Here is a 14,374-nt window from a genome sequence, read left to right on the forward strand (position 1 = left end):
AGACTAATTAATAATCAATCATATACAAATGTATAAAAAAAATTATTCAATTCTCATGAAATTGGGTCTAGCCATTCCATTGTTATTAGCCGCCAATCTACATGTTAGCGCATTAACATTCGGACAGACATTTACCTTAAAGCAGAACAAGCTGCGAGTAGAACAATTGTTCAACGAATTACAACGTCAAACGGGGTACAATATTTTTTATGACGAATCGATGGTGCCGGCAGCAGCTGTGCTAAACGTTTCTTATAACGGTGCTGCCTTACAAACGGTATTAAAAGATGTTTCGGAGAGATACCAATTGGCATACAGCATCGTGGGGAAAAATATCGTACTGAGCAGACGCAAGACTTCAGGGTCTACCGCAGTGGTAGCTCGAGAAATAGAAGAAACTGTACAGCAGCGAACAATAACAGGAACCGTTGTCGATGAAAGCGGACAGCCGCTGAGTGGTGTGACAGTTCGGGAGATTGGGCATGAAAACCGTAGCTCCACCGATGGCGATGGGAAGTTTGTTTTGCAACTGCAGGGTGCAGATGCGCTGCTTCGTTTTTCCCTGGTGGGCTATCTTTCCAAGGAGCAGCGCGTTGGAGCTTCCGACAATATGAATATCAGGCTGGAACTCGATGTACAAGAAGTGGACGAAGTAGTCGTGGTGGGATACGGAACGCAAAAGAAAGAGAACCTCACCGGAGCAACTACGGTGGTAGATTCCAAGTTATTGCAGAGCCGACCTGCCGCAAACGTGTCATCGCTGCTGCAAGGTACTGTTCCGAACCTGCAAGTTACCTTCGGTTCAGGAAGACCGGGAGCTTCCGGTAGATTTAATATCCGGGGAGTAAACTCGATTTCCAGTGATGCAAAACCATTAGTCATTATCGATGGATTTGAAGGCGATATCAACCGTATTAATCCGAATGATGTGGAGTCGATTACCGTACTTAAAGATGCGTCTGCCGCAGCCGTATATGGCGCACGGGCCTCGTATGGCGTTATTTTGGTAACGACCAAAACCGGAAGTGGAAAACAAGCAAGTATAACCTACTCCGGACAGACCGCCGTTAGCGCACAAACCACGAGTACGGATTTTGAAACCCGCGGCTATTATTCAGCGGCTATCAATGACTTGTTTTTCTCCAACTACGCGGGATCAAATTATACCCGGTATACGGATGACGACTATTATCAACTCTGGCTGCGACGAAACGATGAGACGGAGCACCCGGATAGGCCTTGGGTAATCACAGACGATCGCGATGGGCGTGAAAGCTATGTATACTACGGCAATACCGATTGGTATAATCACTTGTTTGACCTTAGAAGACCTATGCATACGCACAATCTCAGTGTGAATGGGGTTTCCGAAAATATAAAATATAGTTTATCAGGGAACTACTACAACCAAGATGGGGTTTTTCGGCAGAATAACGACGATCTAAAACGCTACAATTTACGCTCACGTGTGGATTTTACGGTAAACAAATGGTTGGATATCAATACAAACCTATCTTATTTTAATTCGGCTTATGCCTATCCTGGACCAAGCGGCATAGATAATAGTTTTAGCGCTGCGGTGGTGCACGGGCTGGCAAGTATCGTTCCGGTAAATCCTGATGGCACGCAAGTATACCAAACGAGTATCAGCAATTATAACCTGATGGATGGTTATGCGGCACTGCTCGGGCAGGATCTTCACCGAAACATGGATAAGATCAGTGAATTTTCGCCAACGATTGAAGCGGTGATCCGGCCTTTCAAAGGTTTCGATATTCGCTCAAGCTACCGGTTTATCCACTACAATTACCAAACCATGAATAAATCCGCCAATATTGCGTATTCTAAATATCCGGGAGAGGTATTGAATATCACATCTGGTATTGGCAATGACCGCTTGTATGAAACGCAGGTTAACCATCAATACCAGGCAGTGAATATGTACGCGACTTATCAAACGGTATTCAACAACGACCACGATTTCAAGATCATGGCAGGATACAATTATGAAACGAAGCATTTGAAAGATATTAAAGTGGCGCGGAATGGCCTGCTAAGCGATCAGCTTATTGATTTCGAAGTGGCGACCGGCGATGTGTTGGAAATCAATGGTGGCCAAAATGAATATGCGTTGTTTGGTACGTTCTATAGGCTAAATTATGGTTATCAGGATAAATATTTATTCGAAGCTGCGGGCCGATATGATGGTACGTCGCGCTTTGCGAAAGGGAACCGATTTGGCTTCTTCCCTTCGTTCTCCGCTGCTTGGCGTGTAGATAAAGAAAGCTTCTTTGAAGCATGGGATCAAAATGTGCTAGACGCCTTTAAAATCCGGGCATCATACGGCTCATTGGGCAATCAGCAGGTGGGGTACTATGATTACGTACAGACCATCAATGCAGGGAATGTATCCAAAGAGTATTCTTTTGGTGACGTGATGGCTCCTTATGCGCAAGAGAGTGAACCGAATGCGAGCGATTTGACTTGGGAAACTGTAAATACGACGAATATAGGGCTTGATGTGGAATTGCTTCGGTCAAGGTTGTCCTTTACCGGGGATATCTATCAACGCGAAACGTTGAATATGCTGACAGCCGGGAGAACAATTCCTGCCTACTATGGAGCAGATTTTCCGTTGGAAAATGCTTCTGATCTGTTAACGAAAGGATGGGAGGCGAGCGTGAATTGGAGAGACGGGTTTGATCTGGATGGGAAACGTTTCAACTATTATGTGGGTGCAGGTGTAGGGGATAATACGTCGAAGGTAACCCGATTTGATAACCCAAATAAAAACTTGTCCAATTTCTACGAAGGGCAGCAGCTAGGCCAGATTTGGGGTTATGAAGTGAATGGGTTCTTCTTATCGGATGAAGAAGCGGCAAATTATGATGTGGACCAAACAGCTGTGAATACGATCATCAACACATCGGCAATTGATCAAGGGCTGCATGCCGGTGATATGAAGTTCGAGGATCTCAATGGCGATAAGGTTATTTCTATGGGTGATAACACGGCAGATAACCCAGGTGATCGTCGTGTTATTGGAAATTCTTTACCTCGCTATAATTTTAATTTTAGGTTAGGCGGTGACTGGAACAATATCGACCTTTCAGTTTTTGTACAGGGAATCGGGCGTCAAAATTGGTATCCACTGACGAGTGCCTCTTATTTCTGGGGACCCTATGCACAGCCGTATTCGACGTTTATAGGCACGGATTTTTTAAGCAGAGTATGGAGTGAGGATAATCCGGACGCTTACTTCCCCCGCCCACGGGGGTACATCGCATTGAATGCGACAAACCGCTCATTAGGAGTTGCAAATAGTAAGTATTTGCAGGATTTGGCCTATCTGCGCTTGAAGAATGTGACGGTTGGTTATTCATTGCCGCAGAAAGTTGCGTCTAAAGCCGGGTTATCACGCCTCCGTGTATATTTTAGTGGCGAAAATTTACTGACGCTTACCAAGCTGGAAAGTAAGTATATCGATCCTGAACAGGCGGCAACGGAGAATACGTACAATAAATCGACAAGTCACGCCAAGGTCTATCCTTGGGCAAAGACGTTTACATTTGGTTTGGATATTAGTCTTTAAAACAGCACGTGATGAAAATGAATTTAAATAAAATAATAGGGGCGATAAGTTCGGTAGTATGCCTGGTATCCTGTGATTTGGATAAGGTGCCTCTAGCGACACTTTCACCGGAAACTTATTTCTCTAACGAAGAAGAACTTCGTTTGTACAGTAACAAGTTCTATGAAGATATATTGCCGGAAGCGGGGGATGTATACAACGATAGGGCTGACGTCATTATATCGACGCCTTTAAATACGGAGGTATCGGGTCAGCGCACAGTACCTGCAACCGGTGGGGGATGGAGCTGGTCAGCATTGCGACGGGTCAATTATCTTTTGGGAAACTCACATCAAACGGATGATATAGCGGTTAGAAATGAATATGATGCCTTGGCCAAGTTTTTCCGTGCTTACTTTTACTTTGAGAAAATGAAGCGGTTTGGTGATGTGCCCTGGTTTAACGAAGTATTGGGTTCTGATGACGAAAGACTCTTTAAACCTAGGGATTCGAGAACCCTCATAGCAGATTCCATTATGCAAGATCTGGATTTTGCGATTGAATACTTGCCCACAACGAAAGATGTGTATCGGGTAAATAAATGGACGGCATTGGCGTTAAAATCGCGGGTAGGTCTATTTGAGGGTACTTTCCGGAAATACCATGGTATCGGCGATGCGGAAAAATATCTGCAGGCCTGTGTAACGGCGTCGGAAGAACTGATAGACAATGGTGGATACACTTTGTATACGAGTGGAAGCACGCCTTATCGAGATCTTTTTGCGACACCCAATGCCAGAAGCCAGGAAATTATCTTGGCGCGGCACTATGATCAAGGACTTAATCTGACACATAGTGTACAGAATGCGACAAATGCCAGCACGTTGGGACGGCCGGGGTTATCGAAGAGCTTTGTTAACACCTATTTGACAACAGGAGGGCTTCGGTTCACCGATCAACCAAATTATAATACTAGAGAATTTGTACAGGAAATGCAAAATCGCGATCCGCGTCTTGCGCAGACCATTCGTACGCCGGGATATACTAGAATTGGTGGAGGCGCTGCGGCACCAAACCTGTCCTTTACGGTTACGGGTTATCATCTGATTAAGTACACCATGGAACAGATATATGATGCGTATAACAGCAGTTTCAACGATATACCCTTGTTCAGAATTGCAGAGACCTATCTGAATTTTGCCGAGGCAAAAGCGGAATTGGGAACGCTGAATCAGGCAGATTTGAATAAATCGATCAATTTACTCCGCGCGAGGGTGAGCATGCCAGCGCTAAATCTGGAACAAGCGAATGCAAACCCTGATACATATTTATTGGATGCTGAAACGGGATTCCCGAATGTGGCACAGAAAAATACAGTACATACCGGGGTCATTTTGGAAGTTAGGAGAGAAAGAGGGATCGAATTGGTGATGGAGGGACATCGGTATTACGATATGATGCGCTGGAGAGCAGGCAAGCTGTTTGAAAAGCCATTTCTAGGTATGTACTTTAGCCGGTTGGGCGACTTTGATCTGGATGGAAATGGGTCGATTGACCTCTGTTTGTATCAAGGCACAAGACCGGGATCGTCCGCCAGTCTTTTTATGGAAGTAGGAAAGGATATCGTGCTGTCAGAAGGCAATAAAGGTCATGTTTTGGCACACGGCAATATCAATAGAACATTTGATGAGGATAAAGATTATCTGTATCCTATCCCTACAGAAGAAATTAATTTATCGAACAAGATATTGGAACAAAATCCGGGATGGTAACGATTAAAAAATATTCGAATGAAAAAGCATAATCTATTTATTGTATTATTTTTAGTAGGTTGTCTTACAACAGTCATCCCACTTGGTGGATGTAGTAAGAAACTACTAGATAATTCGGAGTTCGGTAATTTGTTGCCTGAGCTCCAAGAACCGGAACCGCCGGTTACCCACGAAACGTTAAAGGACAAGGATGGATGGATAAACGATACGCTGGATAATGGATTGATACATTATCAGTTTTCGAAATATATCCAAACGCAAACCGCCAATCAATTTGTCAATGTGGTGGAACTTGATTTGTCAAATCCAGACTACGAATTGGAGTTTGTTTCGCTGGGTGATCGAGATACCTTGTCTGCTGTTGCGGAAGCTAGGGGTGCCATCGCCGCAATTAACGGTACGTACGAGATAGAAGCGAGCTATATAAAAGTCAATGGAAATGTGGTTTCGCCTGTTACTTTGGCAGAAGGACATTTGCGCTTTTGGAAGCATGAGGGAGCTATATCGTATAATGCAGGTCAAGACCTGACTATTGGATATGGTACGAAAGAAAGTTACGCACAGTCTCCTTATCTGAATATTTTTTCGGGCTCCCCCATGTTAATTGATGATTACAAGCGGGTAGGAGAAGATTTTATTGGGGATGTCACGGGAATAAATCTAAATAGCCTGGATTATGAGGACTATCGGAGACATCAAGGTGTAAGGCATCCCCGTACAGCGGTTGCATTAACCGAAGATAATAAACTCTTATTGGTTACGATCGATGGTCGTTTTACGGAATCGGCGGGCATGACTGCAAAGGAAGTAACCCAGTTTTTGACGAATTATTTCGCACCACAATACGCGCTGAATATGGATGGTGGGGGCTCTACGACCATGTTCGTCAAGGATAAAGGTTACAAAGGTGTTGTTAATTATCCTACGGATGATGGTGTTCGTAATCATTATGGGCAACGCCTTTTGCGGACGTTTATATTGGTCAAAAAGAAAAGTGGTAGCAACGAGCAGTTCGCAGGAGGGGATGGGACAGCGGACAATCCTTATTTGATAGCTACGGCCAATCATCTGCAGCAAATACATGCGCTGAACTGGAGCGATACGGAAAAGAATCCCTACTATTTTAGGCTGACAGCGGATATCGACATGGTGGGACGTAACTGGAAACCTATTAATAACGTTGATCCGTACTTGAAATACTTACACTTCGATGGAAACGGGCATGTCATTAAAAACTTAAAATCTACGGATGCGTCCTATGCGAGTTTGTTTGGGGTATTATTCGGTTCGTGCAAGAATTTAGGTCTTGTTAACGTGGATATACAATCGACAAATGGTGGCGGTGCTTTTGCCGGATATTTAGGTCTCCGTGGACCGGATAAGCCAGTTAAGGTCGGTGTGATAGAAAATTGTTTCTCTACAGGTAAAGTTACGGGAACAGATGCTGTAGGGGGGATTGCCGGTAATGTCGGAAAGGCAAACGGTGGAAAAACAAGTTTCATCGTTAACAGCTTCTCCACAGCAGATGTAACCGCAACCAATTCAGGCAGTAATAATAGTCGAGCAGGTGGTTTGGCAGGTATTGTCTGGGATGGCGGTAAGGTGGATGATGGCTTCGCTGCTGGAAAAATTCTTTCCAACACGAACTCCGGTCGTGGTTCAGGTGGTGTTTTAGGTTGGACGGATGGTGATGTGAAGGGATTGATTGCTTTTAATCCATCGGTAGAAAATGTGGGAAATGGTTTGGCAGGTCGCGTGGTTACTAATATGGGATCTGTAGGTGGTGTGATTGCGCAGGGCGAAAATTGCTGGGCGTCTGAGGAGGTTGTCGTGATTAAAAACGGTACGCCGGTTCCATCATCTAGCTTCACCACGGGTGTCGTTACCGTGCGGGATACACCGTATGACGGCGAAACAAAAAGCAAGGCATTTTTGAGTGATATGAATAATTATCAAAATGTGTTGGGATGGAAGCTTGGACCTCAAAACCCTTGGGCGTCCACTGTAAATAGTAAAGGATATCCCATTTTGCAATGGTTGTTTTTGCGAGGCGATTATGAATCATACTATTAGGAACTTCTTTAACACAGCTCAACTTGGATTGGCATTCGAGTTCTGTTGTTATCGGGTTTAAAGGCATAAACGAGGCAGCTCCAAAATGGGCTGCCTCTTTTTATGTTGCAGGTATCTTACTCGACTTTTACATATAATGTAAAAGGACCTTGATAAGGGTCACCGGCCATTTGATTCTCGCTTATGACTAGCCGATATTCCCCCGTTTGTTTCAAGTCATAAGTCATTTCCATACCAAATGGGCCATCAGCGGTATGATCAGGCATAAAGATTTGCGCAATCCGAACATTGCCATTTGCCGCATCTGGCTTTACACTCGCTTGGAGTTTCCCAGGCTTTGACACATCAAATGAAAACACCATATGCTTTCCTTTTTCCATCATGCCTTTCTGTTCCGCTGCGCCATTTGACAGCGTTAAGGCTATACTATCTTGCGTAGCGGCAAAGGTAGCAGTATCAGATTCCACTGTTGTGACGCCAGCGCCCCTTGATGTGGTATCTGTAGATGTATCTTGTTTTTGATTATTGGAGTTACAGGCTGTCCAGATCAACGAAGCCACGCCGGCAATATATAGAATAGATTTTAAGCGCATAGTTGTATTTTACCTTTCGTTTTAGAACAAAGTTTTTAACACATTGTTTGTAGGTATCCATTTTCTTTTATTCGTTTATAGTTCCCTCTTGTATTTCCTCTGATGGTTTTAAAATAACGTTATCCTCTGGGGAAAGATTGCCAAATACTTCCGTTAATGTATCCAAACGTATACCTTCCTTTATCGGGATGCGTTTTATTTCGTTGTCGTTCAGTGTCAAGATGTATGTTCCCGACTGTGTATGAAGGACGCTTTTTCCTTGAACCCAGTGGGAGGGCGCTCCACGCTGTAATTTTAGCTTTACCTGTGCATAATCGCCGCCTTGTAATTCACCGGCGGGATTGTCAACATCGAACTCCAGCGTAAGAGAACGATCTTGTTGGTCGAGTAAACCCGATGTACGCGAAAGTATTGCGTCAAATGTTTTTCCGGGTTGGGAGCTCACGGTAAATGTAGCGGGCATCCCCTGTTTTACCGAAGAAGCATGTTTTTCGGGTAATGGCAGGGTTAAACGCAACTTGCTACCTTGTGCCATCATAAGCAACGGTATATTGGTTCCAGTCCCTGCTAACGCTCCTACAGAAACATTCCTTTGGGTAATCACGCCGTCAAAAGGAGCCGTGATACGTAAATATTGCCGTAACTGCGAGGAGTGGGCTGTTCCTGCCTGGGAAGCATCGTAAGTAGATTTTGCACTTTCCATAGCAGATTTTGCTCTGTCCAGTTCTATCTCTGCTACAGCCCCCGTCGTTTTAGATGCGTCGACTAACCGTTCATATGCCTGTTTAGCATATAGGTAATCATTGTACACTTTCTGCTCAATGGATCTATCGGAAAGATATTGTTGTTCCATTTCGGGCGCTTCGAGTACTGCCAAAAGCTGACCTTTACGAACACGGTCACCGCGGTCAACGTACAACTGTTTTACAAACCCCGTAACCTTGGCATAAACGGCTACCTGTTCGTAAGGTTTCAGTTCTCCTGGAATAGATATTTCATATTCGGGGTTTATATATTGTGCAGAACCCGTAGGGTAGGTAATAGGTTTTGCCTCCGTATGCTGTTCCTGTACTTTTTCCCCGCCGTTTGGGGAACAGGCTGTAAAAACCAGTGCCAACATCGTTACCAATAGTAGTGATGCTACGGATTTTCTATTTTTTAAAATGCTTTGATACATCGTTTTCTATTATTTTAAAGTTTATGATATCGTCTGTTTTCCGGATTGTTCTGCATAATATCTGCTTTGCTCATCATCAGGGTCTAGCGATGGACTGACAATTGAAGTCCTCGACATTAAGGATGCGAAGAAATGCGGAACTAACAACAAAATGGTGATCGTCGAAGCAATAAGTCCTCCGATAACTGCTCTGCCCAGAGGTGCGACCTGTTCCGCTCCGTCCCCTAGTCCCATAGCCATGGGTAACATACCGGCAAGCATAGCAGCCGCAGTCATCAGCACCGGTCTTAGCCGGGAGGAAGCCGCCAGTCTCGCGGCATTGGCAGGTTTTAAAGCAACCTGTTTTCTGTAATATTCTGCTTGGTTGACTAACAGGACGGCGTTCGATACCGATACACCCAGCGACATGATAATCCCCATGTATGATTGAAGATTGAGCGTACTACCCGTGAGGAAAAGCAGGATAAGGCTTCCGGCAATAACTGCAGGTAATACGGAAAGAATAACCAAAGGAACTTTAAAGGACTGGTAGTACGCAGATAGCATTAGGAATATGACAATAATGGCTACGCCTAAACCTACCAACAGGCTGTCGAGTGTATCATCCAGCAATTGTAAGGTTCCCTCTGTCCATATCGTGGTTCCGCGGGGCGGTTCACCGGCATTTTGAATAGCTTCCTTGACTGCCCGCGACGCCGTACCTAGGTCTTTTCCGTAAACATTGGCGACCAACGTTACATAGCGATTAGGACCTTTGCGGTTTACTTGCGCAGGAGAAGTAACTTTACGTATGGTCGCAATATCTTCCAGCACAGGACGCGGACTTCCTTTTTTCAGTGGAAGAGACCGCAATCTTTCTTCGGATGACATGACACCCTCGGGTATTTGTACCTGTGTTTGGAATACCAGTCCTGATCGGGGGTCGATCCAAAGATTTTTATCCGTAAAACGGGTGGACGACGTGGCGGTGACGAGGCTTCGGGTAATATCCTGCATCGTCAATCCAAACTGTCCTGCAAGGTCACGGTCAACATCAATTTCCAATGTCGGGTAGGCAAGAGCCTCTGCCATGCGGACATCGCGTAAATAAGGTATTTCTTTGAGATTTGCTTCAATCTTAGTTGCGTGGGCAAAAGCATGGTTTATCTGATTTGCCCCCACTTTTACTTCAATCGGTGTCATGGCTCCTTGACCCATAATTTTTTCGGTCAGTTCCATCGGCTCAAAATTGAACTGGACTTCAGGATGTTTTTCGGCAATCTTTTTCCGAACATCTTCTTTTAGATCTTCCATCGAGCCACTATATACATCCTGATTGATGGATACTTGTAAAACAGCTTCATGCGAGGCACTGGTAAAAAGGAAGATAGGATTGATAGGCGATCCTGCGGGATGTGTACCCACAAATGCGGACGTCAGGTTAATACCACTATCAGGAACCAGCGTCTTTATATCTGCGGTAATTTCCTTGACTATTTTTTCAGTTTTTTCAAGTCGGCTTCCTTGCGGAGCCTGTATCCGTACCTGAAAATCCCCGTTATTGGAAACAGGCATGACATCCATTCCGACAGCGGTAAGCAGCATAGCGGCAATCCCTCCGGCAACGAGAATATAGGCTATAAAAAGAGGCAGCGATCTTGTTCCCCATTTGCGCATCTTGTAAGAATAATTTACCCGGAATTTATCAAAGAAAGCTCGTTTTATAGGCGTATCGGCTTTCTTGTTATGCTTATTTTTCATCATCCAATTTGCCAGTATCGGTACAAAGGTCTGCGAAGCTAAAAAGGATGCAATCATGGCGAAAGCAACCGCCATCGACAAGGGCATGAACATGTCTTTCGGAATACCGGTCATGATAAAGGAAGGTGTCAGTACGGCAAGGATACAGAGCAATATGAGCAATTTAGGAATGGAAATCTCCAATAGTGCATCCACGATGGCTCGTTGTTTTTCCTTGCCCATTTCCATGTGTTGGTGGATGTTCTCTATGGTTACGGTAGCTTCATCGACCAAGATACCGATGGACAAGGCAAGGCCGCTCAACGTCATGATGTTGATGGTCTGTCCGAACAGGTGCAATACGGTAACCGCCGATAGGATAGCAATCGGAATGGTCAATACGACGATAATAGCACCTCGGGTATCGCCCAAAAATAGCAATATCATCAGACCCGTGAATACGGCCCCCAATATGCCCTCGTGGATAAGTGTGGAAAGTGCCCGTTCAATATAGGTGGACTGGTCGAATTCATAACGAACGTCCACATCGTCGGGCAATTGGTTCTTGAGCATCGGGATGGCATCTTTTAGGTTCTTTACGGCATCCAATGTAGAAGCATCTGCTTTTTTGATGATGGGCAGGTAAACAGATCGTTTGCCGTTGACCAGTGCATATCCAACGGTCTGGTCAGCACCATCCAACACAGTGGCCACGTCTCTTACATAGACGGTACGGTTGTCACTTGTTTTGACGGGTGTATTCAAAAATTCTTCCGGGTCTTTGGCAATGGAGTTGATTGGCGCCATTAGGTTATCGTCACCAATGCGGATATTTCCGGCAGGTGAGGGAAGACTATTCTTCGTCATGGCTATAGTCACTTCTTCCGGGCTTAGCCCATTTGCCTGCAATGCTTCGGGATCAACATTGACCACAATGGAACGAATATTGCCGCCAAAAGGTGCGGGAGAAGTGATGCCGGGTATTTCCACGAACATTGGTCTGACCCTGGTAATCGCGAGGGTCTGCAGTTCATTGACCGAACGTTGCTCACTCTCGAATACAAGCTGTCCTACCGGAAGGGAGCTGCCGTCAAAACGAACGACCATAGGGGGTACGGCGCCGGGAGGTAGAAAACCCATCGCTCTGGAAACGGTGGTGGACACCTCTCCGGCAACCTGGGCCATATCGGTTCCGGGATAAAAAGTCAACTTCATCAAGGTCAAACCCTGTACACTCTTGAAGTCTATATTCTTTACCCCACTTACAAACAACAGTACTTTTTGGAACTCGTTGGCCATAAATCCGTCCATATAGGCAGGAGATAGCCCCCCATAGGGCATAGCGATATATATTGCCGGTAGTTCTACTTCGGGAAAAATATCGACGTTTATTTTTTTTATCGTGTTATAGGAAAAGAAAGCTATCGTCAGCACCATGACTATGATGGCAATCGGCTTTCTTAACGCAAATCTTATCAGGTTCATGCGCAATAATTAAAGATTGTTAAACAGAAAATCGAAATCAGCGGTCAGCTCCGCTTCGTAAGCAAGCAGCATCCAGTAATCACGTGACGCCTCTATGTGTGCATTCTCCGCCTGTTCCAGCAAGCTGCGTATTTGCAACAACTCACTCAAAGCAATAAGACCACTTTTATACCTTGCCAGATACATATCATAGGCATCCTGCGATTGCTTTACGGCAAGTCCCGTTTTCCCGAGCTGTTCGTATTGCTGATGGATTTTTGCTTGTGATGCGGAAAGATCTGCCTGCATCGCTAGCTCATATTGTGTGTGAAGTTGTTTCGAACTTTCAGCGTCTTTGAAAAGTTTCTCACCCTTCAGCCTACTGGTATGTAAGCCGCTGACGTTCCAAATAATACCGACGCCCACCAGAAAATTACTAGTGGTATTATTAAATCCATCTTTCCATGCGCCGGACACTATTCCGTTGGGGGCGATACCGGTTCCACGATAGGCGTACCCTCCTAACAGTCGTAAGGATGGTAGGGCAGACCGTTTCTGTGCTTCGCCACGACGCGAATAATATGCAGACTGCTTATCTAATGCATCCAATATGGGGTGAGCGGGATTTATATTAATTGGTCGCTTCACGAGATTTTGTGTAAGCGTATGGAAACGATGGGATGATGAGGTGTAATCAATATTGTCTTTGCCATAAAGTTCTGACAATTTAACGACTGCCGCATGTGTAAGTCCGTCCCATTTATCATGCTCCCCCATGGCCTGTATATACGATGACGAGGCAAGCAGGCTGTCTGCCGCAGGTCTTAATCCGGCTGCAGAAAGACCAGATGTAATGTTTCGTATGCTGTCAAGGCGTTCTGCATTCTTAGCAGTCCAGTTCAGTTTGGCATCATTATACAATAGGTTAATGTATCGTTCGGACAATATTTTTTTTAGATTGAGCAGATAAGCATCCTTTTCACTCACCGTTTTATCAAATAGTGTACGAACAGCCTCATTTTCCTTGCGAAGCCTGCCAAAGGAAAACAATTCCCACTCTACGGTCGTAGAGCCGAAACTGTTGGCTGTCGTTGAACTGCCTCCTAATGCCGATGCTGTACCGCTCACGTTAAAGAAACCAGGTTGAGGGAAAAATGCACCGGCGCTACCTTCATACGTACCATACGTATTTTGTACCTGTGCTTTTACTTGGGGAAGCATATCACTCTTTACTGCACGCTCATAGAGTTTTGCCGCGTCAACCGCTGACGTCCTCGCATTCACACCCGGATAATTCTTCTCCACTTCGGGCCATAGACTACCCAATGTATTTTCTGTTTGCTGCGCATATAAAGGCTGCACAACTACAATGGCAATGCATAATGCTATGCTTCCCATTATTTGTTTTAACATATTCAATGAAATTTTGAGAAGACTGTCAGATAGATATTATATCGGACAGCTTCGTATCGTCTTAAATAAAAGCAATAGAAATGATGTCTATTGACACATGATATCAATAGAAAAAAGAAAAGTAGAAGGGAATGTTATATAATAAGTTTCCGAAATTGGAGGAAGATAGGTAATCTACCTGGAATTTTAAGGTTACTGTAGCGGGGATGCACCTGCACGTAAATGTGCCTATAACCAAATAAGAGAATAAAAGTTACCGCGAGAAGTGCAACGGGCAACAGATCACTCGTGTTGGTAGAAGTTGGCTGGGAAATTTTGGCATCTGTTACCTGAACGTTAGCGCACTTTTCCATTCCATTGACAACGAGCGAATTGTTCTTTTTAGCTGACTGCTGTTCCGTATTAACCGGAGTACCAGCTAAACTTTTGATACTGCTTTTTACCGGACAGGAGGTAAGCAGTACAAAAACAACCGAAGCGATTACTGCGAGGTATTTTCCGTACTTTTTTGTAATATGTATCATAATCCTATCCATAAACATTCGAAAGTAGCGATAATTTCCGCTAGACACAAAAAATCGCTTTCTTCTCT

8 protein-coding genes are annotated in these 14,374 nt (G+C 44.7%); 3 read left to right on the forward strand and 5 right to left on the reverse strand.

The window, feature by feature from the left end:
- The first annotated feature begins 55 nt into the window (after positions 1 to 55).
- From H8B21_RS06615 to H8B21_RS06625, 3 genes are read left to right on the forward strand one after another with little or no spacing between them, the layout of a single operon-like run.
- On the forward strand, positions 56 to 3,592 hold the full coding sequence (locus H8B21_RS06615; protein WP_190313028.1) for a SusC/RagA family TonB-linked outer membrane protein: 3,537 nt from the start codon (positions 56 to 58) through the stop codon (positions 3,590 to 3,592).
- A gap of 11 nt (positions 3,593 to 3,603) precedes the next feature.
- Positions 3,604 to 5,343: a RagB/SusD family nutrient uptake outer membrane protein gene (locus H8B21_RS06620; protein ID WP_223814893.1), complete on the forward strand. Its 1,740-nt coding sequence runs from the start codon at positions 3,604 to 3,606 to the stop codon at positions 5,341 to 5,343.
- A gap of 18 nt (positions 5,344 to 5,361) precedes the next feature.
- On the forward strand, positions 5,362 to 7,416 hold the full coding sequence (locus H8B21_RS06625; RefSeq protein WP_190313029.1) for a phosphodiester glycosidase family protein: 2,055 nt from the start codon (positions 5,362 to 5,364) through the stop codon (positions 7,414 to 7,416).
- 116 nt (positions 7,417 to 7,532) lie between these two features.
- Here H8B21_RS06625 and H8B21_RS06630 read toward each other — a convergent pair whose 3' ends face one another.
- From H8B21_RS06630 to H8B21_RS06650, 5 genes are all read right to left on the reverse strand, one after another.
- The gene (locus H8B21_RS06630) at positions 7,533 to 8,009 is read right to left on the reverse strand and encodes a hypothetical protein (protein WP_190313030.1); all 477 of its coding nucleotides are present in this window, start codon (positions 8,007 to 8,009) and stop codon (positions 7,533 to 7,535) included.
- A gap of 67 nt (positions 8,010 to 8,076) precedes the next feature.
- Positions 8,077 to 9,186: an efflux RND transporter periplasmic adaptor subunit gene (locus H8B21_RS06635; protein WP_190313031.1), complete on the reverse strand. Its 1,110-nt coding sequence runs from the start codon at positions 9,184 to 9,186 to the stop codon at positions 8,077 to 8,079.
- A 21-nt stretch (positions 9,187 to 9,207) separates the two neighbouring features.
- The gene (locus H8B21_RS06640) at positions 9,208 to 12,390 is read right to left on the reverse strand and encodes an efflux RND transporter permease subunit (protein ID WP_190313032.1); all 3,183 of its coding nucleotides are present in this window, start codon (positions 12,388 to 12,390) and stop codon (positions 9,208 to 9,210) included.
- 9 nt (positions 12,391 to 12,399) lie between these two features.
- Positions 12,400 to 13,782 carry a TolC family protein gene (locus tag H8B21_RS06645; RefSeq protein ID WP_190313033.1) on the reverse strand — a complete coding sequence of 461 codons (1,383 nt, stop codon included), beginning with the start codon at positions 13,780 to 13,782 and terminating at the stop codon, positions 12,400 to 12,402.
- A 134-nt stretch (positions 13,783 to 13,916) separates the two neighbouring features.
- Entirely contained in the window at positions 13,917 to 14,306 is a 390-nt protein-coding gene (locus H8B21_RS06650) for a hypothetical protein (protein ID WP_190313034.1), read from the reverse strand.
- Positions 14,307 to 14,374: the final 68 nt, after the last annotated feature.

It is taken from the genome of Sphingobacterium chuzhouense, from assembly GCF_014692525.1.
Lineage (GTDB): Bacteria > Bacteroidota > Bacteroidia > Sphingobacteriales > Sphingobacteriaceae > Sphingobacterium > Sphingobacterium chuzhouense.

Coding starts and splice junctions, on each gene's coding strand:
- H8B21_RS06615 (WP_190313028.1), top strand. CDS start 56: ATGAAATTGGGTCTAGCCATTCCATTGTTATTAGCCGCCAATCTACAT.
- H8B21_RS06620 (WP_223814893.1), top strand. CDS start 3,604: ATGAAAATGAATTTAAATAAAATAATAGGGGCGATAAGTTCGGTAGTA.
- H8B21_RS06625 (WP_190313029.1), top strand. CDS start 5,362: ATGAAAAAGCATAATCTATTTATTGTATTATTTTTAGTAGGTTGTCTT.
- H8B21_RS06630 (WP_190313030.1), bottom strand. CDS start 8,009: ATGCGCTTAAAATCTATTCTATATATTGCCGGCGTGGCTTCGTTGATC.
- H8B21_RS06635 (WP_190313031.1), bottom strand. CDS start 9,186: ATGTATCAAAGCATTTTAAAAAATAGAAAATCCGTAGCATCACTACTA.
- H8B21_RS06640 (WP_190313032.1), bottom strand. CDS start 12,390: ATGAACCTGATAAGATTTGCGTTAAGAAAGCCGATTGCCATCATAGTC.
- H8B21_RS06645 (WP_190313033.1), bottom strand. CDS start 13,782: ATGTTAAAACAAATAATGGGAAGCATAGCATTATGCATTGCCATTGTA.
- H8B21_RS06650 (WP_190313034.1), bottom strand. CDS start 14,306: ATGATACATATTACAAAAAAGTACGGAAAATACCTCGCAGTAATCGCT.